The 26,198-nt window shown below is 32.6% G+C and carries 20 protein-coding genes and 1 riboswitch; of the genes, 16 read left to right on the top strand and 4 right to left on the bottom strand.

The window, feature by feature from the left end; genetic code table 11:
• Positions 1-140: 140 nt before the first annotated feature.
• The 6 genes from KA867_RS09880 to ffh all read left to right on the top strand — a co-directional run bounded on the left by KA867_RS09880 (position 141) and on the right by ffh (position 8,144).
• The gene (locus KA867_RS09880) at positions 141-374 is read left to right on the top strand and encodes an acyl carrier protein (RefSeq protein ID WP_019467939.1); all 234 of its coding nucleotides are present in this window, start codon (positions 141-143) and stop codon (positions 372-374) included.
• 248 nt (positions 375-622) lie between these two features.
• Positions 623-1,333, top strand: coding sequence for a ribonuclease III (gene rnc, locus KA867_RS09875; RefSeq protein ID WP_457315161.1), 711 nt, complete (start codon positions 623-625; stop codon positions 1,331-1,333).
• Positions 1,334-1,629: 296 nt separating this feature from the next.
• Positions 1,630-5,199 (top strand): chromosome segregation protein SMC, encoded by a 3,570-nt coding sequence (gene smc, locus KA867_RS09870; protein WP_210137877.1) that lies wholly within the window; start codon positions 1,630-1,632, stop codon positions 5,197-5,199.
• Complete coding sequence (ftsY, locus tag KA867_RS09865) at positions 5,196-6,431, top strand: signal recognition particle-docking protein FtsY (RefSeq protein ID WP_210137876.1); 1,236 nt, start codon at positions 5,196-5,198, stop codon at positions 6,429-6,431. The genes smc and ftsY overlap by 4 nt, the downstream gene beginning before the upstream one ends.
• Positions 6,418-6,750: a putative DNA-binding protein gene (locus tag KA867_RS09860; protein ID WP_040030561.1), complete on the top strand. Its 333-nt coding sequence runs from the start codon at positions 6,418-6,420 to the stop codon at positions 6,748-6,750. The genes ftsY and KA867_RS09860 overlap by 14 nt, the downstream gene beginning before the upstream one ends.
• Before the next feature lie 26 nt (positions 6,751-6,776).
• Complete coding sequence (gene ffh / locus KA867_RS09855) at positions 6,777-8,144, top strand: signal recognition particle protein (RefSeq protein ID WP_210137875.1); 1,368 nt, start codon at positions 6,777-6,779, stop codon at positions 8,142-8,144.
• Between the two features lie 257 nt (positions 8,145-8,401).
• On the opposite strand, the gene KA867_RS09850 is transcribed toward ffh, so the two are convergent.
• The gene (locus tag KA867_RS09850) at positions 8,402-9,712 is read right to left on the bottom strand and encodes an LLM class flavin-dependent oxidoreductase (protein WP_210137874.1); all 1,311 of its coding nucleotides are present in this window, start codon (positions 9,710-9,712) and stop codon (positions 8,402-8,404) included.
• Between the two features lie 19 nt (positions 9,713-9,731).
• The gene (locus tag KA867_RS09845; protein WP_210137873.1) at positions 9,732-10,484 is read right to left on the bottom strand and encodes a 3-oxoacyl-ACP reductase; all 753 of its coding nucleotides are present in this window, start codon (positions 10,482-10,484) and stop codon (positions 9,732-9,734) included.
• Positions 10,485-10,591: 107 nt separating this feature from the next.
• Positions 10,592-10,690: riboswitch (TPP riboswitch) on the bottom strand.
• Positions 10,691-10,893: 203 nt separating this feature from the next.
• Here KA867_RS09845 and rpsP point away from each other — a divergent pair.
• From rpsP to rplS, 4 genes are all read left to right on the top strand, one after another.
• Complete coding sequence (rpsP, locus tag KA867_RS09840) at positions 10,894-11,160, top strand: 30S ribosomal protein S16 (RefSeq protein ID WP_019468468.1); 267 nt, start codon at positions 10,894-10,896, stop codon at positions 11,158-11,160.
• Between the two features lie 401 nt (positions 11,161-11,561).
• Positions 11,562-12,068, top strand: coding sequence for a ribosome maturation factor RimM (gene rimM, locus KA867_RS09835; protein WP_107384515.1), 507 nt, complete (start codon positions 11,562-11,564; stop codon positions 12,066-12,068).
• Positions 12,068-12,805: a tRNA (guanosine(37)-N1)-methyltransferase TrmD gene (gene trmD, locus KA867_RS09830; protein ID WP_210137872.1), complete on the top strand. Its 738-nt coding sequence runs from the start codon at positions 12,068-12,070 to the stop codon at positions 12,803-12,805. The genes rimM and trmD overlap by 1 nt, the downstream gene beginning before the upstream one ends.
• A gap of 103 nt (positions 12,806-12,908) precedes the next feature.
• Positions 12,909-13,259 (top strand): 50S ribosomal protein L19, encoded by a 351-nt coding sequence (gene rplS, locus KA867_RS09825; protein ID WP_019468465.1) that lies wholly within the window; start codon positions 12,909-12,911, stop codon positions 13,257-13,259.
• Between the two features lie 90 nt (positions 13,260-13,349).
• On the opposite strand, the gene KA867_RS09820 is transcribed toward rplS, so the two are convergent.
• Together KA867_RS09820 and KA867_RS09815 are read right to left on the bottom strand one after the other, a co-directional pair.
• Positions 13,350-15,974, bottom strand: coding sequence for a YfhO family protein (locus tag KA867_RS09820; RefSeq protein WP_348634808.1), 2,625 nt, complete (start codon positions 15,972-15,974; stop codon positions 13,350-13,352).
• 28 nt (positions 15,975-16,002) lie between these two features.
• Positions 16,003-18,579 (bottom strand): YfhO family protein, encoded by a 2,577-nt coding sequence (locus KA867_RS09815; protein ID WP_210137870.1) that lies wholly within the window; start codon positions 18,577-18,579, stop codon positions 16,003-16,005.
• Positions 18,580-18,925: 346 nt separating this feature from the next.
• Between KA867_RS09815 and ylqF the strand changes: the two genes are divergently transcribed.
• The 6 genes from ylqF (at position 18,926) to topA (ending at position 26,128) form a co-directional block, all read left to right on the top strand.
• A complete protein-coding gene (ylqF, locus tag KA867_RS09810; protein ID WP_210137869.1) occupies positions 18,926-19,786 on the top strand; it encodes a ribosome biogenesis GTPase YlqF in 861 nt (286 codons plus the stop codon).
• Between the two features lie 9 nt (positions 19,787-19,795).
• Positions 19,796-20,566 (top strand): ribonuclease HII, encoded by a 771-nt coding sequence (locus KA867_RS09805; RefSeq protein WP_210137868.1) that lies wholly within the window; start codon positions 19,796-19,798, stop codon positions 20,564-20,566.
• A gap of 107 nt (positions 20,567-20,673) precedes the next feature.
• On the top strand, positions 20,674-21,840 hold the full coding sequence (gene sucC / locus KA867_RS09800) for an ADP-forming succinate--CoA ligase subunit beta (RefSeq protein WP_210137867.1): 1,167 nt from the start codon (positions 20,674-20,676) through the stop codon (positions 21,838-21,840).
• Between the two features lie 21 nt (positions 21,841-21,861).
• Positions 21,862-22,767 (top strand): succinate--CoA ligase subunit alpha, encoded by a 906-nt coding sequence (gene sucD / locus KA867_RS09795; protein WP_210137866.1) that lies wholly within the window; start codon positions 21,862-21,864, stop codon positions 22,765-22,767.
• Positions 22,768-22,993: 226 nt separating this feature from the next.
• Positions 22,994-23,866 carry a DNA-processing protein DprA gene (dprA, locus tag KA867_RS09790; protein ID WP_210137865.1) on the top strand — a complete coding sequence of 291 codons (873 nt, stop codon included), beginning with the start codon at positions 22,994-22,996 and terminating at the stop codon, positions 23,864-23,866.
• Between the two features lie 195 nt (positions 23,867-24,061).
• Positions 24,062-26,128, top strand: a complete 2,067-nt coding sequence (gene topA, locus KA867_RS09785) for a type I DNA topoisomerase (protein WP_210137864.1) — start codon at positions 24,062-24,064, stop codon at positions 26,126-26,128.
• Positions 26,129-26,198: the final 70 nt, after the last annotated feature.

Here is a 26,198-nt window from a genome sequence, read left to right as displayed (position 1 = left end):
TTTTAACATTACTTGATGTGTCTTATATATGTATGTCATGCTTTAAGTATGTAATTCATCGAAATACTACTTGTATTTCAATGGATAAAATGGGAAAATATAAAAGTCTATTATAGACTTTTAAAAGGAGGTGAATCGACGTGGAAAACTTCGACAAAGTAAAAGATATCATCGTTGACCGTTTAGGTGTTGACGCTGAAAAAGTAACTCAAGATGCATCTTTCAAAGATGATTTAGGCGCTGACTCACTTGATATTGCTGAATTAGTTATGGAATTAGAAGACGAATTTGGTACTGAAATTCCAGATGAAGAAGCTGAAAAAATCAACACAGTTGGTGACGCAGTTAACTTTATCAATAGTATGGAAAAATAATAAACCAATATCTGAGTCGTGGATTTTACGGCTCAGATTTTTTCTATTAAAAAGGTTTATTTTTAGCCATAATATTATTAGTGTTCGTTAAAAATGTTAAGGGTACGATATATGATAAAATGAACGTATTATTAGCAGTTTTCCCTTTTGTTTTATAATAAATTCACGTAAAATATAAAGGCATAAGTATATACAAAGTTACATTAGATTGAGGTGGAAAAGTATTGACGAATCATAAAAAGAAAGAAATGGTTAATGCATTCCAAGAAAAGTTTTCAAAAAAAATGCAAGAATTAAATTTGAATTTTAATCAGGTAAATTTATACCAACAAGCATTTTCGCATTCGAGCTTCATTAATGACTTTAATATGGACAGATTAGATCATAATGAACGTTTAGAGTTTTTAGGAGATGCGGTATTAGAATTGACGGTTTCACGCTATTTGTTTGATAAATATCCAGAGTTACCTGAAGGTAATTTAACGAAAATGCGTGCGACAATTGTTTGTGAGCCTTCACTTGTAATATTCGCGAATAAAATTGCATTACACGACCTTATCTTATTAGGTAAAGGAGAAGAAAAAACAGGTGGTAGAACAAGACCTTCACTCGTATCAGATGCATTTGAAGCTTTTGTAGGTGCATTATATTTAGACCAAGGACTAGCCGCTGTTTGGAAGTTTGCTGAAAGTGTGATTTTTCCATTTGTTGAAGGCGATAAACTGGATGGCGTCGTTGATTTTAAAACACAGTTTCAAGAATATGTGCATCAACAAAACAAAGGTGACGTTACTTATCGTTTAATAAATGAAGAAGGTCCTGCACATCATCGTTTATTTACGTCGGAAGTCATCTTAGAAAATAAGCCAGTTGCGATTGGCAAAGGCAAAACGAAAAAAGAATCGGAACAACAAGCAGCAGAAAGTGCATATAAACTTTTGAAAAATAAAGAAACTTAATACCAGTACAATTGTTTAGTGAGATATAGCTCACACGCGATATATCGAATATTGTACAAAAATGTAATTAAAGTAGCATGAGTTAAGCACTGATGTAAAAGTATTTCTAATAGATTAGTCTATAATGCATTTATTACATGTCTTTAATTATGGATATTATTTGGTGAAAATGTAATAATTGCAAGTCGCTGTGCCAAATTTATTGATGCACTAATCATATAGAAGCGAGAGCATGAACGTATCTGTATTGCGTAGTTTTTATCTCGCATCTGAGAAACACTTTAAAGGAGAATAGCATGGTATATTTGAAATCTATTGATGCCTTTGGATTTAAATCATTTGCTGAACATACAAATGTACAGTTTGATGAAGGTGTCACGGCAATAGTTGGACCTAATGGTAGTGGTAAGAGTAATATTACAGATGCAATAAAGTGGGTATTGGGCGAACAATCCGCGAAATCATTGCGTGGCGCTAAAATGGAAGATATTATTTTTTCTGGTGCAGAGCATAGAAAAGCTCAAAATTTTGCTGAAGTAAAATTAAAATTAGATAACAGTACAGGTAAATTAAATGTTGATACGGAAGAACTCGTAGTCACTCGCCGCTTATATAGAAGTGGGGAAAGTGAATATTATTTAAATAATGACCGGTCACGACTTAAAGATATTATAGAATTATTTTTAGATTCAGGATTAGGAAAAGAAGCATTCAGTATAATATCTCAAGGTCGTGTTGATGAAATTCTTAATGCAAAGCCAATTGATAGAAGACAAATATTAGAAGAATCTGCCGGTGTATTAAAATATAAAAAAAGAAAGGCAACTTCTGTGCAAAAATTAGATCAAACAGAAGACAACCTGACACGTGTAGAAGATATTTTATTTGATTTAGAAGGTCGTGTCGAACCACTACGAGAAGAAGCTGCAATAGCAAAAGAATATAAACATTTATCTAGTGAGATGGAAAAAAGTGATGTGCTAGTCACTGTTTATGATATTGAGCAATATAATCAAAATATTTATGAACTAGACGAAAATCTCAATCGCTTAAAAAGCCAACAAGCTTCAAAAGATGCAGAAAAGGTACAACATACACAATCATTGAATCAATATAAATCTGAACGTCAACAACTAGACGAAACAATCGAATCTTTAAATTTTAAACTTGTTAAAGCAACTGAAGAAGTTGAAAAATTTGCTGGACAGTTGAATGTGTTAGAGGAACGTAAAAAAAACCAATCACAAACTAATGCACGATTTGAAGAAGAACAAGAAAACCTAGCGACACAAATCACAAATATAAAACAAGAGCAATCAGAAGTGAAAGACCAAATAAAACATTTAAAATCTAAACAAACAGATTTAAATGAAGAGATACAACAATATGAATCTCAATTATATGTATCCGATGAACAACATGATGAAAAGTTAGAATCAATAAAAGATAAATACTATCAACTTATGTCAGAACAGTCAGATGTCAATAATGATATTCGCTTTTTAGAGCACACGATTCAAGAAAATGAAACGAAACAATCACGATTAGATTCACGCTTGTTAGATGCTTATAAAGATTTGAAAAATATTCAAAATCAAATTACTGAAACTGAGAAACAAAGTACCAACGCGAAAAAAGAATTGAAAAAAGCGGAAAGTGATTTAGCATCTTATGAGAAAAAATTAACACAACTTAAAAATCAACAAAATGAATACGAAGAGAAATTACACCAAGCATACAGATTTAATGAAAAATTAAAATCACGTATTGACAGTTTAGCGACACAGCAAGAGGAATATAGTTATTTTTTCAATGGTGTTAAACATATACTGAAAATGAAGGATAATAAACTTTCTGGTATCCGTGGTGCAGTCGCAGAAGTCATCCAAGTGCCTTCGAATTTAACGAAAGCGATTGAAACGGCTTTAGGTGCTTCACTGCAACATATCATTGTGGATTCTGAAAAAGATGGTCGTCAAGCAATACAATATTTAAAACAAAATGGTCTTGGAAGAGCTACATTTTTACCATTAAATGTCATTCAACCTCGTAATGTTGCAAACGATATTTTGAATATAGCAGATAGCTCAATTGGCTTTGTAAATGTTGCTTCAAATGCGATACAAGTTGAAAATGATTATAAACATGTGATTCAAAATTTATTAGGTAATACAATAATTGTAGACAATTTGAAAAATGCTAACGAATTAGCTAGAAAAATTCGTTATAGAACACGTATCGTAACGTTAGAAGGAGATATTGTAAACCCAGGTGGTTCCATGACTGGTGGTGGTGATCGTAAAACTAAAAGTATTTTATCTCAAAAAGATGAGCTCTCAACAATGCGCACACAATTAGAAGATTATCAGCAACAAACTGTTACATTTGAAAAACAGTTCCAAGCAATTAAAGAAGAAGCCGATGCGTTAAGTAATACTTATTTTGATACGAGTCAAAACTATAATACGATAAAACAAAACGTACATGAATTTGACTTAGAATTGGATAGGTTACGAAAGCAAGAAACACATTTAAAAAATGAGCATGAAGAATTTGAATTTGAGAAAAATGATGGTTACCAAAGCGAAACAAGTAAGCAAACCTTAAACGACAAAAAGGAACAATTAACAACAATTCAAGCGCAATTGCAAAAATTAGAAGAAGATATTAATATCTATACAAAATTATCAAAAGAAGGTAAAGAGAGTACAACGTTAATACAACAAAAATTACATCAAAAACAATCTGATTTAGCAGTAATTAAAGAAAGACTAAATACTCAAAAGCAAACTGAATCAAGATTAAATCATCAATTTAAACAATTAAAAGAGCAAAAGCAAAAATTGAGTGAACAAATTGAATTATTTAATTCAGATGAGATAACTGGCGAAAAAGCTTTTGAAACAATTCAAAATAATATTGAACAAAGTAAAAATAATAAAGTAAAATTAACTGAAGATTTAGCTACTATTAAATCACAACGTCAAACATTGAATGATACAATTGAGACAACAGAACGTAAGTTGGAAGAAGCAAATCAAGATATTTTATCAATTGAAAATCGTTACCAAGATATTAAAGCAGAACAGTCTCGTTTAGATGTACTCATTAACCATGCGATAGATCATTTAAGTGAGCAGTATCATCTTACCTTTGAACGAGCGAGTGAATTATATACATTAGAAGAAGATATTGAGAGTTTACGTAAAAAAGTAAAATTAACCAAGATGTCTATAGAAGAATTAGGACCTGTAAACTTAAATGCGATTGAACAATTTGAAGAAATCAATGAACGTTATACTTTCTTGAATGAGCAACGTGCAGATTTAAGAGCAGCAAAAGCGACGTTAGAACAATTAATTGAAGAAATGGATAAAGAAGTTAAAGAACGATTTAAAGAGACTTTTCATTCCGTACAAGGTCATTTTTCTGAAGTGTTTAAGTCATTATTTGGTGGAGGACAAGCAGAGCTGCGCTTAACAGATGATGATTATTTATCAGCAGGAGTAGATATTATCGTCCAACCACCAGGTAAAAAACTACAAAATCTATCATTATTAAGTGGTGGAGAGCGTGCTTTAAGTGCAATTGCTTTGTTATTCGCTATTTTAAAAGTGAGATCAGCACCATTTGTGATTTTAGATGAAGTAGAAGCCGCCTTAGATGAAGCCAATGTTATACGTTATGCGCAATATTTAAAAGCTTTATCAAGTCAAACTCAGTTTATTGTCATAACACATCGTAAAGGTACGATGGAATTTTCAGACCGCTTATACGGTGTAACGATGCAAGAATCAGGTGTATCAAAATTAGTAAGTGTCAATTTAAATACGATTGATGAAGTCATTAAGGAGGAACAAGTATGAGCTTTTTCAAACGACTAAAAGATAAATTCACAACGTCTACAGAAAATCAAAAGACAGAAGAATTAGAGCAAGAACAACAATCTGAATTAGATGTAGAACAATCTCAAACATCTGAAGAACCTCAAGAAAAAGTAAAACAGCCAAAAAAATTAAAAGAAGCTGATTTTGATGATGATGGATTAATTTCAATTGAAGACTTTGAAGAAATTGAAGCACAGCAATTAGGTGCAAAATTTAGAGCAGGATTAGAAAAATCTCGCGAAAATTTCCAAGAACAGTTAAACAACTTAATTGCACGTTATCGTAAAGTTGATGAAGATTTCTTTGAAGCGCTGGAAGAAATGTTAATAACTGCAGATGTTGGCTTTAACACAGTGATGGAACTCGTAGAAGAATTACGTAACGAAGCACAGCGACGTAATATTTCAGAAACTGAAGATTTACGTGAAGTTATCGTAGAAAAAATTGTAGATATCTATCACCAAGACGATGAACATTCAGAAGTAATGAACATTGAAAATGAAGGATTAAATGTCATTTTAATGGTGGGAGTGAATGGTGTTGGCAAAACGACAACAATCGGTAAATTAGCTCATCGTTATCAAGCTGAAGGTAAGAAAGTGATGCTAGCAGCTGGTGATACTTTTAGAGCTGGTGCCATTGAACAACTCAAAGTATGGGGAGAACGTGTTGGTGTGGATGTAATGAGCCAAAAAGAAGGTTCAGACCCAGCTGCTGTTATGTACGATGCCATTAATGCAGCTAAAAGTAAGGGTGTTGATATTTTAATTTGTGATACTGCAGGTCGCTTACAAAACAAATCTAATTTGATGAATGAATTAGAAAAAGTAAAACGTGTGATAGGTAGAGCAGTTCCTGAAGCACCGCATGAAGTACTACTTTGTTTAGATGCTACTACCGGACAAAATGCATTGTCCCAAGCTAAATCATTCAAAGAAGTTACGAATGTGACTGGTATTGTATTAACTAAACTGGATGGTACTGCAAAAGGTGGTATCGTTTTAGCGATACGTAATGAATTAAAAATACCAGTTAAATATGTTGGCTTAGGTGAAAAATTAGATGATTTACAACCATTTAATCCAGAAAGTTATGTATATGGACTATTTGCTGATATGATTGAACAAAATGTTGATGATACAGAGACATCTGACAATCGTACAGATAGCACGGATGTACAGAATGAAGGCAATAAAGATGAGTCAAAATGATTTAATTAAGACAATACGTATGAATTATTTATTTGATTTTTATCAATCATTATTAACGGAAAAACAACGAAACTATCTAGAACTATTTTATCTACAAGATTATTCTTTAAGTGAGATTGCAGATACGTTTGATGTGAGCCGCCAAGCAGTGTATGATAACATAAGAAGAACTGGTGATTTAGTAGAAGATTATGAAGAGAAACTAGGTCTTTATCAAAATTTTGAAAAACGACAAAATATATATGAAGCAATAAAAAAGCATATTGAGGAGCCAGAAAAAATTAAACAATATCTTCAAGCACTTGAAGATTTAGAATAATTGAGAGTATAAAGGAGGGTATTGATATGGCATTTGAAGGGTTATCCGATCGTCTCCAAGGGACGATGCAAAAAATCCGTGGCAAAGGGAAAGTTACTGAAGCAGATATTAAATTAATGATGCGAGAGGTCCGACTCGCATTACTTGAAGCAGACGTTAACTTTAAAGTCGTAAAGGATTTTGTCAAAACCGTATCAGAACGAGCTTTAGGTTCAGATGTAATGAAGTCTTTAACACCTGGACAACAAGTCATTAAGATAGTACAAGAAGAACTTACACAACTCATGGGTGGCGAAAATTCAACCATCCAAATGGCCAACAAACCGCCAACAGTTGTAATGATGGTTGGTTTACAAGGTGCAGGTAAAACTACGACTTCAGGTAAGTTAGCATTGCTAATGCGTAAAAAATACAACAAAAAACCATTATTAGTTGCAGCTGATATTTATAGACCAGCCGCGATTGATCAATTACAAACTGTAGGCAAGCAAATTGATATTCCTGTATACAGTGAAGGGGACCAAGTTAAGCCGCAACAAATCGTAGAAAATGCAATTAAACATGCAAAAGAAGAACATTTAGATTTTGTCATTATTGATACGGCAGGTCGTTTGCACGTTGATGAAGCATTAATGGAAGAATTAAGTGATGTAAAAGAAATCACTAAACCAGATGAGATTATGCTTGTTGTTGATGCCATGACTGGTCAAGATGCAGTAAATGTAGCTCAATCGTTTGATGAGCAATTAGAAGTTTCAGGTGTTACCTTGACTAAACTAGATGGTGATACACGTGGTGGTGCTGCTTTATCAATTAGAGCAGTGACACAAAAGCCAATTAAATTTGTTGGTATGAGTGAAAAATTAGATGGCTTAGAACCATTCCATCCAGAACGTATGGCTTCTCGAATATTAGGTATGGGTGATGTGTTAAGTTTAATAGAAAAAGCACAACAAGATGTAGATGAAGATAAAGCTAAAGATTTAGAAAAGAAAATGCGTACGTCTTCATTTACTTTGGAAGATTTCTTAGAACAATTAGATCAAGTTAAAAACCTTGGTCCATTAGATGACATTATGAAAATGATCCCTGGAATGAACAAAATGAAAGGGATGAATAATCTTAATATGGATGAAAAACAAATCGACCATATTAAAGCTATTATTCAATCTATGACACCTAACGAACGTAATAACCCTGAAACACTAAATGTATCACGTAAAAAACGTATTGCTAAGGGTTCAGGACGTACTGTTCAAGAAGTTAACAGATTGATGAAGCAATTTAATGAAATGAAGAAAATGATGAAACAATTTTCTGGTGGCGGCAAAGGCAAAAAAGGTAAACGTAAACAAATGGAGAATATGTTAAATGGTATGAATTTACCATTTTAACAATTGTCTATAAAATAATTTTTTAAAGAAGTGAACGGGGCATAATTCTCATTCACAAAATAAAGGACTAATCCATATGAAAAAAATGGATTAGTCCTTTTTATATGGATAGCTTGCGATTTTGATCGTGCATGCTTGCCTAGGGATATGGCTCGAGCCTGTAGTCTCTCGTCCATATCAATTCCCTGGGCGTCATCACGATGCAAAATCGTTTGAAATATAAAATTATGAATTTTCATTTGTGAATGGCATGTTATTTAATTTGACTTAGGTATATTAATATTTTCCCTAAATGTCGTACCTTCATATTCTGTTCTAAAAAGATTTCTTTTTTGTAATTCTGGAATGATGAAATCTACAAAATCTTCTAAGCTATTAGGAAAAGTTGGTGGCATTAAATTAAATCCGTCGGCTACACCCTCATTAAACCAATGTTCCATTTCATCAACAATTTGTTCCGGTGTTCCGATAAGCGTTAAATGTCCACCACCTGCGCTAAGATATCCTAACAATTGTCGTAAAGTTGGGTTTTTGTCGTTTATAATTTCCAATACAGTTTGATAACGACCTTTGGGACCTTTAAAAGCTTCTATTGGTGGTAAAGGTGGCACCGGTTCATCCAAATCCCAATTATGACAATCTTGATGGATGAAAAATTCTAATTGATTTAATGCTGTTTCAATTGCTAAGTTTTCATCTAGTTTTTGCTTTTTAGCATAAGCTTCTTCGTATGTTGGGGCCACGTATGTGACTAACCCGGGAAAGACTTTTATACTGCTTTCTGATTTACCTGCTAATTTTAGTTGATGATTTAATCTTTTTTTAAATGTAGTAGCTTGCTGTATGTTCCAAGCTACTGCATAAACAGCATCTGCGTATTTAGTAGCTAATGCAATGCCAGGATCTGATGCACCTGCTTGCATAGCAACAGGTTTGCCTTGTAAGCTGCTTGGTGTTGTTAAAGGCCCTTGTACTTTGAAGTGTTCTCCTTCATGATTGATCGCATGGATATGATTCGCATTGATTAGAATATCATGCACCTTTTCATGTATAAAATCTTCTAAGCTCCAAGATGTTAATAATTGATTCATGACACATGCAAATTCATCTGCTTTTTTATAACGTTCTTGATGTGCAGGTAAATGAGACATGCTATGATTTGCAGCTTCTAAATCTGTCATAGACGTTACTAAATTCCAACCTGCACGTCCTTGACTCATATGATCAAGACTCAATAATTGTCTTGCAGCAGTAAAAGGATTCGAAAATGTACTTGAGATAGTCGCAACAAGGCCTATATTTTGTGTTACTTGTGCTATTGCTGCTAAATTCATTAATGGATCAAACCAAAAAGCTGGCATATCATTATCCGTTTTTGCAGGAAAAGATTGATTATCAGCAAAAAATATAGCATCCAGCAAGCCTTGTTCTGCTAGTCGAGCTAGCGATTGATAATAATCGATATCGCCGATTCGTTCAATACTAGAATCTTGCATACGCCATGCAGCTTGGTGATGGCCACAACCGTAAATTAATACACCTATATTGAGATGTTGATCGTGTGTCATAATTGATGCCCTCCATATTTTAATTCATTGTTAAGCCACCATCTACGGTAATATTTTGTCCGGTGATACCATTAGCCTGATCGGAAACTAAAAATGTCACCATGTTAGCTACATCTTGTGGTGTTGTAACTTTATGTAATGGCGTAGTTTGTTCGATTAAATCAAACACTTCATCCGTAGTGACAGCACTAGCGTCTGTAGTTTTTAATAAGCCACCAGAAACGACATTAGCTTTGATACCATATTGACCTAGTTCGGCAGCGATATTTCTAGTGAAACCGATTAAACTTGACTTAGCGGTAGTATATTCGTGATAGGGTACAACAGGATTTTGGTATAAATTCGTTCCGATAGATATAATGGTACCTGATTTGTGCTTAATAAATTGATCAATAACGCTTTGCGTTACATTAAAAGCACCTTTGAGTGTACCGTCAATTTGTTGTTGATAATCTGACCAGCTTAAGTCTTTAAATGATTTTTGACTAGAAGGATCAAATTTAAATCCTATAAGCGCATTATTCACAACAGCATCTATTTTTCCAAAATAATTAGTAGCTTCCGTGATTAATTGATCAACTTGTGTTCTGTCAGTGACATCAGCGCGGATCGCAATTGCACGCGCGTGACCAATTTCGTCCACAACTTTTTCTGCTAATGCTTTATTTTGAAAATAATTGATAATTACATTATGTCCTTGCTTAGCTAAAGTTTTTGCTATTGATGCACCTAATCCTCTACTGCTACCAGTTATAAGTATTGTTTTAGTCATCATTTCACTCCTAGAATTATTTATTAAATAAAAAAATACACAACCTCCGTGAGAGAAGTTGTGTACTAAAAATCTACAATCTATAAGTAAGATATTAAAATAGCTTTGTCATTTTTGTAACACTTCCCTCCGCTAGTACGGACTAGATCAGGTTCAAAGGGTTTGAGTAAACTCATCTCAGTTAAAAAACACCCCTAGTGCATTTCATATTTAATTTATTCTCAATTTATAGTGTTTAATGATTAATGTCAAGTTTACGTCGAAATCAGAAGCTATATTGATACAATTAATTGTTTAAGAGTAGAAATATAAAATGGTAAAGAAGAAACTCTTTACAAACTTCTAAATAACTGTTAATATTATTTCTTGTAGAAAATAAAAATTAGAACAATCAAAGGAGAGAATATAAATGGCAGTTAAATTACGTTTAACACGTTTAGGCTCAAAAAGAAATCCATTCTATCGTATCGTAGCAGCAGATGCTCGTGCGCCACGTGATGGTCGTAACATCGAACAAATCGGAACTTATAATCCAAATAATGTAAATGCTCCAGAAGTTAAAATTGATGAAGAGTTAGCATTAAAATGGTTAAAAAATGGTGCTAAACCAACAGATACTGTACACAATATCTTATCAAGAGAAGGTATCTTGAAAAAATTTGACGATCAAAAATAATTGTCATCATTTACACATATTAAATTTATAAAAGGAGAGGCGTAGAAATCTCAGTGATTTAAAATGATTTCATCGTCTCATCTCCGCATGGATGACTAAGGTAAAACGTTTACCATAGCACATGTCAATATAATGATAAGAGGCTGAGACAATACATTTGTCCCAGCCTTTTAAATTACCAAATGAGTGAAAACTTATATAAATGATCAGAAACATTTTAGCGCACGTTCACTAATTAATAAGATTGTTTAAAAAAGTAATTTAGAATAATCAATACAACATTTTACCACGTAACGTATAGTGAAGACTTATAATAATTAAAACAATTCATGTTATAATTAGTTTAATCAAAAATGTAAAAAACGAATTTCAATGATATATACATTATCGGAGGAGCTTAAATGAAAGTAGAAATAGGTAAAATTATCAACACACATGGTATAAAAGGCGAAATCAAAGTCCAATCTCACTCAGATTTTACAGATATTCGCTTTCAACCAGGTGAAATTGTGATGATAGAACGTCAAAATGAACCAACAATAGAATTGAAAGTTGCGACATATCGTATGCATAAAGGGTTGCACATGTTGACTTTTGAAGGAATCAATAATATTAATGATATTGAACATTTAAAAGGGGAGATACTTTTACAAGAACGCGACCATGAAGAAATTGAATTGGGTGAACATGAATATTATTACTCAGATATTATTGGTTGTACCGTATTCGATGAAAAAGAAACGCCTATTGGACGCGTGATAGAAATTTTTGAAACGGGTGCGAATGATGTATGGGTTGTCAAAGGTGATAAAGAATATCTTATACCATATATAGAAGATGTTGTTAAACATATAGATGTTGAAGGTAGACGTATTGATATTACGCCTATGGAAGGACTGTTGGAATAATGAAGATAGATTATTTAACTTTGTTCCCTCAAATGTTTGATGGCGTATTAAATCAATCGATTTTAAAAAGAGCACAAGATAAGGAAATGCTACAAGTCAATACTGTCGATTTTAGAAGTTTCGCTGAAAATAAACATAATCAAGTAGACGACTATCCATTTGGCGGTGGACAAGGTATGGTGCTCAAACCAGAACCTATATTTAATGCAATGAAGTGCATTGAAAAAACAGAAGATACACGAGTGATTTTAATGTGTCCACAAGGTCGGCCATTTAATCAGGAAATTGCACAGGAACTCAGTCATTCAGAACATTTGGTTTTTATTTGTGGACATTATGAGGGGTATGATGAACGAATTCGACAGCACCTAGTTACTGATGAAATTTCTATGGGAGATTATGTTTTAACAGGTGGAGAATTGCCTGCTATGGTAATGACTGATGCAATTGTAAGGTTAATACCAGGTGTTTTAGGCAATCGACAATCACATGAGGATGATTCCTTTCAAGATGGTTTGTTAGAATTTCCACAATATACAAGACCACGTTCATACCAAGATATGAACGTGCCAGATGTATTATTGTCAGGTAATCATGCGCATATTGATCAATGGCGTCATGAACAAAAACTGATACGTACGTGGGAAAAGCGTCCCGATTTATTAGAAAATTATCCACTTACGGATAAAGATAAAGATATTTTAGAAAGATATAAAAAGCAATTGAAAAATGAATGACAGTGTGCTAACATAATTTAAGTGTGCGACACACGAAAATCACTATGATCCGCTGCTATATATTTGTCTAGGCAAGAACATAGGTTGAAGGAGAGAAAAAATAATGAGTAATCACAAATTAATCGAAGCAGTAACACAATCACAATTACGCACAGATTTACCTTCATTCCGTCCAGGTGACACTTTAAGAGTTCACGTACGTATTATTGAAGGTACTCGCGAACGTATCCAAGTATTCGAAGGTGTTGTAATCAAACGTCGTGGTGGAGGTATTTCAGAAACTTTCACGGTACGTAAGATTTCTTCAGGTGTAGGTGTGGAACGTACATTCCCATTACACACTCCAAAAATCGAAAAAATCGAAGTTAAACGTCGCGGTAAAGTACGTCGTGCTAAATTATATTACTTACGTGAATTACGTGGTAAAGCTGCTAGAATTAAAGAAATTCGTTAATCAGCATAAAAGTCATAAAAAAGAAGCAGTTCCTATTAGGAACTGCTTCTTTTTTTGCTTTGCAAAAATTTGACGAAGATGATAATGAAATTATTTTGATTTTTTAGCATAAATCCATTTTGTATATATGAAACTTAAAACTACTCCAATAACACTAATTATAATCAACAACCATGTATAGGGTGGTGTATATTTAAGCGTAATTGTCTTTTGTCCTTTTTCTACAGGGATGATTGTCATGATGCCATTTCCTTGTTTAACAGGTAACGTTTTGCCTTTGTCTGTATAAGCTTTCATTCCATCTCTATAAGGCATTGGCAACACGAGATAACCTTCATCATCTTTATTTTTTTCAATTGTATAATTACGTGCATTTTGTGAAACTTTCACTGAATGTAGTTGTTTATGCGCTTTATTTAATACGTTGTAGTTTTCTCCATATATTCCTTTAATATTAAAACGATAAGTACCTTTAGATAATTTTATATTCAAATCTTGAGCGGATTTTATGCGCATTGTTACAGGAGTGACGAAACGTCTGTACTTATAAGATAAGTTATTACGATGTTGATTATATTCATTCACGCCAACATTGTGTACTTTATCTGGTCCCATCAATTCAACATCCATCTCTACATAAAGGTCTTTATATTGATTGGCAATAGATGTTGGTAACTGATACTGGATACCACCACCGTCCTTAGAAACGGATAATTTATTTTTTTGTGTACGTTTTGCATTAACTAAATGAGTTGAAGTTTCTGCAAGTAAGTTTTTATTCGGTGTGAACTGTTGATTGGTAGGGTATGCGTCTGTCTGGTCAAAAACGACCCCTTGTAACATTGCTTGTTCTTTATCCAGAGGTGATTTAAGATCTTTTTTATTAAATACTTTATGTGTAATATGTGCACTAGGATAGTCGATTTTATTTGTTGAATGTATAAAGGATTCATCATCGGAATGTTTGATTGTACTATGCTTAGAAAAACCGTAAGGCATATTTTTGTCTTCTGGACGACGTATACGATCATTGACATCCCAAAGTGCCATCAAATTAGCCCTATTTGAAAGTAAACGGTAAGTGCTGTTTTTATCCGTATGCATATTGATTTGTAATGTTTTATCATAATATTTTAAAATATCGCCATCAAAAATACTTGAATATAACGCAATGCCGTTGAAATGATATATCATTGGTGAATTCAAACCGTATTGTGACATGTAATCGATTCTACTGAATGGATTATCTTGACTTTGTTTAATCTTATCAATCTTTTTGGCTAATGCAGGACTTTTATATTTTGAATCATGCATTGACGAAACAGTTGATTCATATTTTTGAACGTTATTTACATGGTCATTCTCTAAAATAATTGCTTGTTGAATAATGAATAATATTACAAGTACAACAGATGGCCATTTTAATTTGAATAGTGATTTTTTATAAAGCAATATACCGATAAAAATCATAATTACAAGGCAGATGCCCATCCATGACATTTTTTGTGCTTTAACTATAATTTGCATAATACCCATAATCATTAATATGGGTAAGCAAGCGAATATATACGACTTCAATGATATTTCAGATAAATGCTGAATGAATAATGCAATTAATCCAGCAGTAGTAAGCGCAAATATATAAACCCAGCGGCGCTCGGGTGTTGAGAACCCATTGAACATACTATCGAAAAGGGGAGTTAGAGATCCTATTAGCATCACCCAAGTAGCGATAGCAAATAACCTATAATAATAATGTCGATATAATTTAAAAGATAGTAAAGCAATGAGTGCAATGATAGTAACAGTGATATAAAATCCATTTGTGAAAAAATGTTTTTGTCGTGCGAAATCTGTAATGATACCAAAATTAAAATAAGGGTTACTTACTCTATCATTATTTAAAAAAGAAGAAACTCCAGTATAAAAGCCCCATATAGCAATTAAAGTACTTAATATAACAGCTGTAGGTATCATCCAAAGTTGTTGTTTCCTTGTGACGATATCTTTTGCATGGGGGAAGATACATCTATAGATAAAGTAACTCAAAATAACAATGGCTTCGTAATAACTAAAATAAAAATTTGAAAATAATGTTAAGGCAATAGCAAAAATAAATAATCCAATTTTTCTTTCTTTATAAAACCGTTCAATACCAAGTAAAGATAGTGGGAGAAAAATTAATAAATCTCCATAATATGACCAAGTAAAATTTAAATAAATGACAGTTGTTGAAGCTGCATATAACATTGAAGCCAAAAATACTATGTAGTTTTTGAGCTTGATATAATTAAAGAAATAGAATGCAAGAATAAATGTTGCAATGCCTTTGACAAAGGCTACAATCAATTGGTTACTTGCCCAATATGTGATATTGCTAGGATTGCTATTAAATATTACTTCAGATAACCACACGAATAAAAAATTAATTATTACAAAAGGTGAGGTTGCATAATAATAGGATAAATCTTTAATATAATCTCCACCTAAACCAAAAGAATGATCATAAAAACTTTTGAATTGGCTAAAGTGTTCGTAAAGGTACATTTGGAAAGGCATCATTTGTCTAAACCCATCACCATGACCGCTGAATACGATACCGTCAGTTAAATAGCGGTAAATATATGGTGCAAACGTTAATAAAGCTACGCCGACACCCATTAAAAGAATCGTAAAAAATCTTGTTAGTTTGTGGGACCAAATTCTATGAAACACGGTCATACCTCATCTCAGATAAACTCCTTTATTTAAATTTAGATTTTTGTTTTAGACACCAAAAAGCACTTATTAAGATACTTATACTTGAAATGATGATCATCGTAAACCAATATTTAGGTCGATATTTAATGATGATTTCACGATCTTGTTCTGAGACTGGCACACCAGTCATCATATAATTTACTTTTTTAGGTTTTACTTTTTTATGATCTATGTAGGCCATCATACCGTCACGATAAGGAATGTTAATCGTTGCGATACCCTTAGAATGCGGCGCTAACTTCACTTTAACTCCATTGTTAATATCATTATAATAATGATTTTGTTTTGTGTTATAGGCTTTTTTAAGTTTATTATAGTTTTCTCCATGAAGACTTTGAATTTCAAAATAATAATTACCTCTAGGATTAATAGCTATGTTAATATTACCATCTTTATCTAGTTGCGTCCTATATAATTGGTTTTCAACGCCAGTTTTGTAGGTTGAATTGTTATATAAACGGTGGTTAGCATAATTATTTATATTAATTGTGTAGTTACTATCGGGTTGGCCACGTTGAACTTTCAAACTTAAATAAAAGTCTGAATAACGTTTTCTTATGTGATTTGGAACATGAATTTTAATCTGACCTTGGTTTTTGGACAGATAAATTTGATTATGATTTTTCACTTTTACATTTTTATAAACTATTTTAGTTGAATTGATAAGGTTTTGTGCATTATCCGTATAAGTTTTACCTTTATTTTTAATAACAACACCATCTAACATCGCATGTTCTCGATCGATAGGTGATTTTAAAGCGTTGGCGTTATAGATTTGATCAGTCACTTTTACGGAAGGTAAGTTTAAAGTATTCTCGTAAATGTGATATTGTCCTTCACTTTTGACTTTTTTAAAATAACTAGGAACATTGTTTTCATAATCTTTTAACATTAAATATTTTATTGAAAATAAACTGCTAATATTTTGTCGTCCATTAGTACTTTGGTATCGACTCACTGATTCAGACTGCAGGTTAATTTTTAAATCATCGTAATAATAGTCTAAAATATTATGGTGAAAAATACTTGAGTATACACTTGAACCTTTAAAAAATTGATACATAGGTGTGTTATCTTGTTCATTAACACGCCAATCGATACGTTCGTCTTCGGTCTTAGCATGTTTCATTTCAGAGACTAATTGTCTTTGTAAGGGTGTGTTAAAAAGACTTGCATTGACATAATAACGATTTGCTCGTTCAACATGATCTTCAAAGTAAATTTGATTGCGTATAAAAACAGCTACAACGAGTGTTGCTAATATCAATATGGCAGTATAGTAAAAATAAACTAAACGTTTACGATAAGTTGGGACTTGAATACACAATACTAATAAGCCTATTAAACTAACAATAGGTGTAAACCAAAGCCAAGAAACGAAATCATCATAAACCCAAGCGCTTATAAAGATAAAACTTAAACTTATGATTGATGAAAAAAGATAATTTTTAACCGTTAAAGTATTAAAGTATTTTGCATATAGTCCAATAAGCAATGCAGCGTTAAAAGATATTAAGTAATGCCATCTTTTTTGTGGTGCAGAAAAGCCGTTAAAGAGCTGATCGACAAATGGTAAATAATTAGCACCTATCGTAAGGATCATAAAGATAGCAAATAACTTAAAATAAAAATGTTTGTACAGTTTAAATGATAACAGTGCTTGTATCACTATAAATAAAATCACTATTAAATAATTGTCATAAAATAAATTCGTATTTTGATTGAAAGGTTCAAAAGCATCTACGTCTCCATTAAAAGGTATACGTCTATTATTGTTATAAGCACGTAAGCCATGATAAAAAAAGAAAAGACTACAACCAAGTGCTAAAATTGCAGCGATGAGGATTGTGTATATTGCTTTAAATCTAGGAACGATATCATGTTTATGCTTATATATTAACCTAACCGTGAAATAGATTAGACCTACGATTAATTGATAATATGCAAAATAAAAGTTATTAATCAATGAAACTGTGACTACTATAATAAACATAGCTTTTTTTTCTTTTTGTAAAAATGATTCAATAGACCATAAGAGTAGCGGTAATAATATAAAAATATCACTGAAAAAAGGCCAATATACAGTAAATCTAAAATAGAGTGGTGACATTACAAAAAGATATGACGATAGTATTGCAATGCTTCTGTTATGTGTAATGTAGCGCACAAAACCAAAAGTTGCTAACATCGCTAACGTTGATTTAAATACTGATATTATAAGAGCATTTGTCATCCAAAACATGATGTCTTGCGTATTTAAATTGACAACTAATTTAATGATAAAGATAAATAGCACATTAATCATAAATAAAATATTAGTTGAAAAATAATAACTTAAGTCAGTAAAAAAATCTCCGCCTAATCCAAAATCAGTGGCGTAAAACCATTGTCCATGACTCCATTTATCATACAAGTACATTTGCATTGGAATCATTTGTTCCATGCCATCGTTGGGTCCTGTAAATAAAACACCATCATTTATAAATCTATAGATGACATATCCATGACCAATGATTGCTAATATAAAGCATAATAATATGTAAAAAAGCATCCTTTTCATGAGTAGTCTCCTGTAATTGAAGTATTTTAATTCTATTGTAACGATTTTTTAGATTTATTGATAAAAATTACTATTATTTTATTTCAAAAAAATTAATCACAAGATTATATTTATTTTGATACTAGTATTGAAGGGCACAAATTTGCTTAGTTTAAGGTCTGTTCTAGACAATTGGGTATTTATTATAGGAAAATAGTGTAAATTAGTTTTTTAAATGAAGTAAATACAATTTTTTATTTATCTCTGTTCATCGCTCGTGTTATGATTTTAAGGTCAATGAATGGTATGAATAAAATATAAAATTTTGAAAAACAAACGAATACACGTAAAAAGAAAGGTGAAGTAAATGGTAATTCAATGGTATCCAGGACATATGGCAAAAGCAAAACGCGAAGTTGCTGAACAATTGAAAAAAGTAGATGTTGTTTTTGAACTTGTTGATGCCCGTATTCCTTATAGTTCAAGAAACCCAATGATCGATGATGTGATACAACAAAAACCGAGAGTAGTTATTTTGAATAAAAAAGACATGGCAAATTTAAAAGAACTAGAAAAATGGGAGTCTTATTTTAAAGAAAAAGGTTATTATCCGGTGGCAATCGATGCTAAACATGGTAAAGGACTAAAATTAGTAGAACAAACAGCTATTAAAGCAACACAAGAAAAGTTTGACCGTGAAAAGAAAAAAGGACTAAAACCACGTGCGATTCGTGCGATGATCGTCGGTATTCCTAATGTTGGAAAATCTACACTCATTAATAAATTAGCACACAAGGCCATTGCTAAAACTGGAAATACACCTGGCGTCACAAAGCAACAACAATGGATCAAAGTTGGAAATTCACTTCAATTATTAGATACGCCAGGTATACTTTGGCCTAAATTTGAAGATCAACTTGTAGGAAAAAAATTAAGTATTACCGGAGCGATTAAAGACAGTATCGTGCATTTGGATGAAGTTGCGATTTATGGTCTTGAATTTTTAAAAACTCATGATTATGAAGGATTGAAAAATCACTATAAGATCGATGTGCCAATAGAAGCTGAAAATTTAGAATGGTTTGATGCTATAGGACGTCGTAGAGGATTGTTACGTAGCGGTAATGAGGTTGACTATGAAGCGGTCATTGAATTAATCATCCATGAAATTAGAAATGCGAAAATCGGCACATATACGTTTGATGTTATTAAAGAAATGGATGTGTAACGTAAATTTATGAAACAAACGATAAAAGAAATTAAAGATCAATTAGCAACGATAGACAACTCTAGCGACATTCAACTTCAACCATTTTATATGGATGAACGAATTGGGGTTCAAAAAGCAATAGCAACAAGAATAAAACAACTAGATAAAGAACAACAATTATTAAATCAATATCAAGCCATGACTTTTTATGAAAATCAAATATTAGCAAAAGATGAAAGGGCGATAATTTGTGGTATTGATGAAGTGGGGAGAGGTCCACTTGCAGGACCAGTAGTCGCTTGTGCGGTGATACTTAATCATGATCATCATTTTATAGGACTTAATGATTCGAAACAACTTACTGCCAAAAAAAGAAAAGTATTAGAACGTCAATTATTAGAGGAACTACATGCTTATGCATTCGGTTATGCTACTGTAGAGGAAATTGATGAAATCAATATATATGAAGCGACAAAATTAGCTATGAATCGTGCTATTAACGGTCTGTCAGTTCAGCCAACACATTTACTCATTGATGCGATGACTTTAGAAACAGATATCGATCAAACATCTCTTGTGAAAGGCGATGCTAAAAGTGTATCGATTGCTGCAGCAAGTGTCTTAGCCAAAGAAAATAGAGACAGGTATATGACGCAGCTTGCCCAAAAATTTCCAGAGTATGGGTTTGAAAAGAATGTTGGTTATGGGACTCAGCAACACTTAGATGCAATTAAAAATCACGGCATTTTAAATGTCCACAGAAAAACATTTCAACCAATTAAATCACTTTATAAATAATCTAAAAATTAAAAGAATTGAAATAAGTAGTTTAAATCAGTTTACAATAGCGCTTTCATTTCCTATAATTAAATATGAACTTAACCTAAGAAACAGGAGGATGGAGAATGAATATCCACGAGTATCAAGGTAAAGCAATATTTCGTTCAATGGGCGTTGCTGTCCCAGAAGGACGTGTAGCATTTACTGTAGAAGAAGCAGTTGAAAAGGCAAAAGAATTAGATTCAAAAGTATATGTTGTAAAAGCGCAAATTCACGCCGGGGGTAGAGGTAATGCAGGCGGTGTTAAAATTGCAAAATCACTATCTGAAGTGGAAACATATGCAAAAGAATTGTTAGGAAAAACATTAGTAACACATCAAACTGGACCAGAAGGTAAAGAGATTAAGCGCCTTTACATAGAAGAAGGCTGCGATATTCAAAAAGAATATTATGTTGGATTTGTCATTGATCGTGCAACTGATAGAGTTACTTTGATGGCATCAGAAGAAGGCGGTACTGAAATTGAAAAGGTTGCTGCTGAAACACCTGAAAAAATCTTCAAAGAAACAATTGATCCAGTTGTTGGATTAGCACCTTATCAAGCAAGAAGAATTGCTTTCAATATTAATATTCCTAAAGAATCTATTAATAAAGCAGCTAAGTTTTTAGTATCACTTTATAATGTATTTATTGAAAAAGATTGTTCAATTGTTGAGATTAACCCACTTGTAACTACAGGTGATGGACAAGTACTTGCATTAGATGCAAAACTCAACTTTGATGACAATGCGTTATTTAAGCATAAAGATATCCAAGAATTACGCGATTTAGAAGAAGAAGATCCAAAAGAAATCGAAGCTTCTAAATATGATTTATCCTACATTGCATTAGATGGCGACATTGGATGTATGGTAAATGGTGCTGGTCTTGCAATGGCGACAATGGATACAATCAATCACTTTGGTGGTAATCCGGCGAACTTCCTTGACGTAGGGGGCGGCGCAACAAAAGAAAAAGTTACTGAAGCGTTTAAAATCATTTTAGGTGATGAAAACGTAAAAGGTATCTTTGTTAATATCTTTGGTGGCATTATGAAATGCGACATAATTGCTGAAGGTATTGTTGCTGCAGTTAAAGAAGTTGAATTAACCTTACCGTTAGTTGTACGTTTAGAAGGTACAAATGTTGAAAGAGGTAAAGAAATTCTGAACGAATCAGGATTAGCTATTGAACCGGCTGCAACAATGGCAGAAGGCGCACAAAAAATCGTAAAACTTGTAAAAGAAGCGTAAGGAAAGGATGGGAACGCTAAGATGAGCGTAATGATAGATAAAAATACAAAAGTAATTGTACAAGGTATCACAGGATCTACTGCACTTTTCCATACAAAACAAATGCTTGAATATGGTACGCAAATTGTTGCAGGGGTAACTCCAGGAAAAGGTGGACAAGTAGTTGAAGGCGTACCAGTTTTCAATACTGTTGAAGAAGCTAAAAAAGAAACTGGTGCCACTGTTTCAGTAATCTATGTACCTGCGCCATTCGCGGCAGATGCTATTTTAGAATGTATTGAAGCTGAGTTAGATTTAGCGATATGTATCACAGAGCATATTCCAGTTATCGACATGGTTAAAGTGAAACGTTATTCAGAAGGTAAGAAAACACGTGTGATTGGACCAAACTGTCCAGGTGTTATTACTGCAGATGAATGTAAGATTGGTATCATGCCTGGTTATATACACAAAAAAGGTCATGTAGGTGTGGTTTCACGTTCAGGTACACTGACTTATGAAGCTGTACATCAGTTGACTGAAGAAGGCATTGGCCAAACTACTGCAGTAGGTATCGGAGGAGATCCGGTTAACGGTACTAACTTCATCGATGTATTAAAACAATTTAATGAAGATGATGAAACGAAAGCGGTTGTTATGATTGGTGAAATTGGCGGTACAGCAGAAGAAGAAGCTGCTGAGTGGATTAAAGCTAATATGACTAAACCTGTTGTAGGTTTCGTTGGTGGTCAAACAGCACCTCCAGGAAAACGTATGGGTCATGCTGGCGCAATTGTTTCTGGTGGTAAAGGGACTGCAGAAGAGAAAATCAAAACATTAAATAGTTGTGGTGTGAAGACTGCAGATACACCTTCAGAAATTGGTACTACGTTAATTGATGCTGCAAAAGAAGCAGGTATCTATGAACAATTACTTACTGTTAAATAGTATAAATTATCAATAAAATAGTATTAAAATAAGCACAAACTCCCAAAATATGTTGGAGTTTGTGCTATTTTAAGTGTATGAATTTTGTATGATATGCAGCTTATGTACTGTACTTATTTAAATTTCTTTTTAAAAATAGATTACAAATATAGTCTAAATGAATTTAATTTGTAAACTGACTTTATATCGATTTACTTTATAATGATTTTATAAAGGAGTACGATATATGAACACAGACTATCTATTTTTAAAATTACGTTTCTCAGGACTGTCCACACAGCAAATACACCGGTTACTTAAATTTAAAAGCAATTTTCTGTCATACACTAAGCGTGAACAACAAAAGATATTAAAACTATATTTATCGACTACTAAATCTCAAAAGAGATATCAAATATATCATGATTTTGTTAACTATCACATTGATGCTATACTGATGCAATTATATAAATGGAATATTAATTTTATTGGAATTAACCATCCATCTTATCCAAATTTACTTCGTGAAATACATGATCCCCCGTTCATACTTTTTTATAAAGGAAATATCGCGATAACTGCAAGTAATCAAACCCTTGCAATTGTTGGCTCTAGATATGCAACTGATTATACAAGAGATGCTCTAAAATTCCTTTTTCCTTCATTTAAAAAGAAGAATTTAACTATCGTTTCTGGATTAGCAAAAGGTGCAGACCAAGTAGCACATCAATACGCTATAGAAAATCATATGTCAGCTATTGCAGTATTAGCCTTTGGTCACCTTAATCATTATCCAAAATCAACGCAAAAATCTAGGGAACAGTTAGAACAAACAGGATTAGTCATCAGTGAATATCTACCTTATCAAAAACCGCTCAAGCACCATTTTCCAGAAAGGAATAGATTGATAAGTGGTCTTTCGAAAGGTGTATTGATAACAGAATCTACAATTAAAAGTGGTACTTTAATTACAACAAATTGCGCATTAGAACAAAACAGAGAGGTATATGTTTTACCAGGTTCAATGTTTAATGATATGACAATGGGCAACCTAATGAGTGCACAAGATGGCGCGAAAATTGTAATATCACCGAAAGATATCATAGATGATTTTGGCTAAAATTGATATAAATAAATTTGTACGAGAACACTTTTTGATTTGTAAAGAAAAGATGTGAATAATCGGTGTCTTTTCCAATATTTAAACCTAAATATGCCTTTGTTTAAATGAATTTAAAATTAAAAACATTGACAAAAACAAAATAGACCGTTTATCATTTATCTTTGTAATTAGAAATGCAAGGGGGTAACTACTTTGGCAGAAAATTTAGTCATAGTTGAATCGCCTGCAAAAGCTAAAACCATTGAAAAATATTTAGGTAAAAAATATAAAGTTATCGCATCTATGGGGCATGTAAGAGATTTGCCAAGAAGCCAAATGGGCGTAGATGTAGAAAATGACTATGAACCCAAATATATTACTATACGCGGCAAGGGTCCTGTTGTTAAAGAATTAAAAAAACATGCTAAGAAAGCAAAAAATATATTCTTAGCAAGTGACCCCGATCGTGAAGGTGAGGCAATTGCTTGGCATTTAGCGAATATATTAAATTTAGAAGACTCAACAGAAAATAGAGTAGTATTTAATGAAATAACAAAAGATGCAGTAAAACAAAGTTTTAAACATCCTAGAGGCATAGAAATGGAACTCGTGGATGCGCAACAGGCTAGAAGAATTTTAGACCGTTTAGTAGGTTATAATATTTCTCCTGTTTTATGGAAGAAAGTTAAAAAAGGGCTTTCTGCGGGACGCGTACAATCAGTCGCTTTAAGATTAGTCATAGATCGTGAAAATGAAATCAGAAATTTCAAGCCAGAAGAATATTGGAAAATAGAAGGAGAATTTAGATATAAAAAATCAAAATTTAGTGCTAAATTCTTACATTATAAAAACAAACCATACAAATTAACTAATAAAAATGAAGTTGAGACGATTACATCACAGCTTGACGGAGATCAATTTGAAGTTAGAAAAGTAACGAAAAAAGAGAAGACACGTTATCCTGCAAATCCATTTACGACTTCGACACTACAACAAGAAGCTGCAAGAAAATTGAATTTCAAAGCGCGTAAAACAATGATGCTTGCTCAACAATTATATGAAGGTATCGACCTAAAAAAACAAGGTACAGTTGGTTTAATCACTTATATGCGTACAGATTCTACTAGAATTTCTGAACAGGCCAAGAGTGAAGCTAAGGGTTATATTCAAGATACTTATGGTAATGAATATACTTCAAATCGCAAATCTAAAGGTCAAGGAGACCAAGATGCCCACGAAGCTATTAGACCATCTAGTACTTTGCGTACACCTAGCGAAATGAAAAATTATTTAACTAGGGATCAATATAGACTATATAAATTAATTTGGGAGCGTTTTGTTGCAAGTCAAATGGCACCAGCTATTTTAGATACGGTAGCATTAGATTTAACACAAAATGATTTGAAATTTAGAGCAAATGGACAAACAATTAAGTTCAAAGGTTTTATGACTTTATATGTTGAAACAAAAGATGATGGAGATGAAGGTAAAGAAAATAAATTGCCTAATATAAATGAGGGTGAAATGGTTACAGCAACAAATATTGAACCTTCACAACATTTTACACAACCTCCACCACGTTATACCGAAGCAAGATTAGTAAAAACCTTGGAAGAAATGAAAATAGGACGTCCATCAACATATGCACCTACAATTGATACAATTCAAAAAAGGAACTACGTTAAAAATGAAAGTAAACGTTTTGTTCCTACGGAATTAGGTGAAATTGTTCATGAACAAGTTAAAGAATATTTCCCTGAAATTATTGATGTAGACTTTACAGTTAATATGGAGACATTACTTGATAAAGTTGCCGAAGGTGAGATAGCATGGAAAAAAGTTATTTCAGATTTCTATAATAGCTTTAAACAAGATGTTGAACGTGCAGAAGAAGAAATGGAAAAAATTGAAATTAAGGACGAACCTGCTGGAGAAGATTGTGAAGTTTGCGGTGCACCTATGGTTATCAAAATGGGTCGATATGGTAAATTTATGGCATGTTCTAACTTCCCTGATTGTAGAAATACTAAAGCAATTGTCAAAACAATTGGTGTGACTTGCCCTAAATGTAAAGAGGGCGATGTCGTTGAACGTAAGTCTAAGAAAAATCGTATCTTCTATGGTTGTTCTAAATATCCTGAATGTGATTTTGTCACTTGGGATAAACCGATCGGACGTGATTGTCCAAAATGTGAACACTATTTAGTTGAGAAAAAACAAGGGCGTAAAAGTCAGGTTATTTGCTCAAACTGTGATTACAAAGAAGAAGAACAAAAATAACAATTATATATAAATTGATTATTAGGAAAAGAAAGTATTTTTTTAATAATGTTTAGCAACTTACGATTCA

Origin of the sequence: Staphylococcus sp. GDH8C109P (assembly GCF_017893405.1) — a bacterium.
Classification (GTDB): domain Bacteria; phylum Bacillota; class Bacilli; order Staphylococcales; family Staphylococcaceae; genus Staphylococcus; species Staphylococcus cohnii.
This window is presented reverse-complemented; position numbering and strand designations above follow the sequence as displayed.

Coding starts and splice junctions, on each gene's coding strand:
- rplS (WP_019468465.1), top strand. CDS start 12,909: ATGAGTAATCACAAATTAATCGAAGCAGTAACACAATCACAATTACGC.
- KA867_RS09815 (WP_210137870.1), bottom strand. CDS start 18,579: ATGAAAAGGATGCTTTTTTACATATTATTATGCTTTATATTAGCAATC.
- trmD (WP_210137872.1), top strand. CDS start 12,068: ATGAAGATAGATTATTTAACTTTGTTCCCTCAAATGTTTGATGGCGTA.
- smc (WP_210137877.1), top strand. CDS start 1,630: ATGGTATATTTGAAATCTATTGATGCCTTTGGATTTAAATCATTTGCT.
- sucC (WP_210137867.1), top strand. CDS start 20,674: ATGAATATCCACGAGTATCAAGGTAAAGCAATATTTCGTTCAATGGGC.
- ftsY (WP_210137876.1), top strand. CDS start 5,196: ATGAGCTTTTTCAAACGACTAAAAGATAAATTCACAACGTCTACAGAA.
- ffh (WP_210137875.1), top strand. CDS start 6,777: ATGGCATTTGAAGGGTTATCCGATCGTCTCCAAGGGACGATGCAAAAA.
- rimM (WP_107384515.1), top strand. CDS start 11,562: ATGAAAGTAGAAATAGGTAAAATTATCAACACACATGGTATAAAAGGC.
- dprA (WP_210137865.1), top strand. CDS start 22,994: ATGAACACAGACTATCTATTTTTAAAATTACGTTTCTCAGGACTGTCC.
- rpsP (WP_019468468.1), top strand. CDS start 10,894: ATGGCAGTTAAATTACGTTTAACACGTTTAGGCTCAAAAAGAAATCCA.
- KA867_RS09845 (WP_210137873.1), bottom strand. CDS start 10,484: ATGACTAAAACAATACTTATAACTGGTAGCAGTAGAGGATTAGGTGCA.
- KA867_RS09860 (WP_040030561.1), top strand. CDS start 6,418: ATGAGTCAAAATGATTTAATTAAGACAATACGTATGAATTATTTATTT.
- sucD (WP_210137866.1), top strand. CDS start 21,862: ATGAGCGTAATGATAGATAAAAATACAAAAGTAATTGTACAAGGTATC.
- ylqF (WP_210137869.1), top strand. CDS start 18,926: ATGGTAATTCAATGGTATCCAGGACATATGGCAAAAGCAAAACGCGAA.
- KA867_RS09850 (WP_210137874.1), bottom strand. CDS start 9,712: ATGACACACGATCAACATCTCAATATAGGTGTATTAATTTACGGTTGT.
- KA867_RS09805 (WP_210137868.1), top strand. CDS start 19,796: ATGAAACAAACGATAAAAGAAATTAAAGATCAATTAGCAACGATAGAC.
- rnc (WP_457315161.1), top strand. CDS start 623: ATGGTTAATGCATTCCAAGAAAAGTTTTCAAAAAAAATGCAAGAATTA.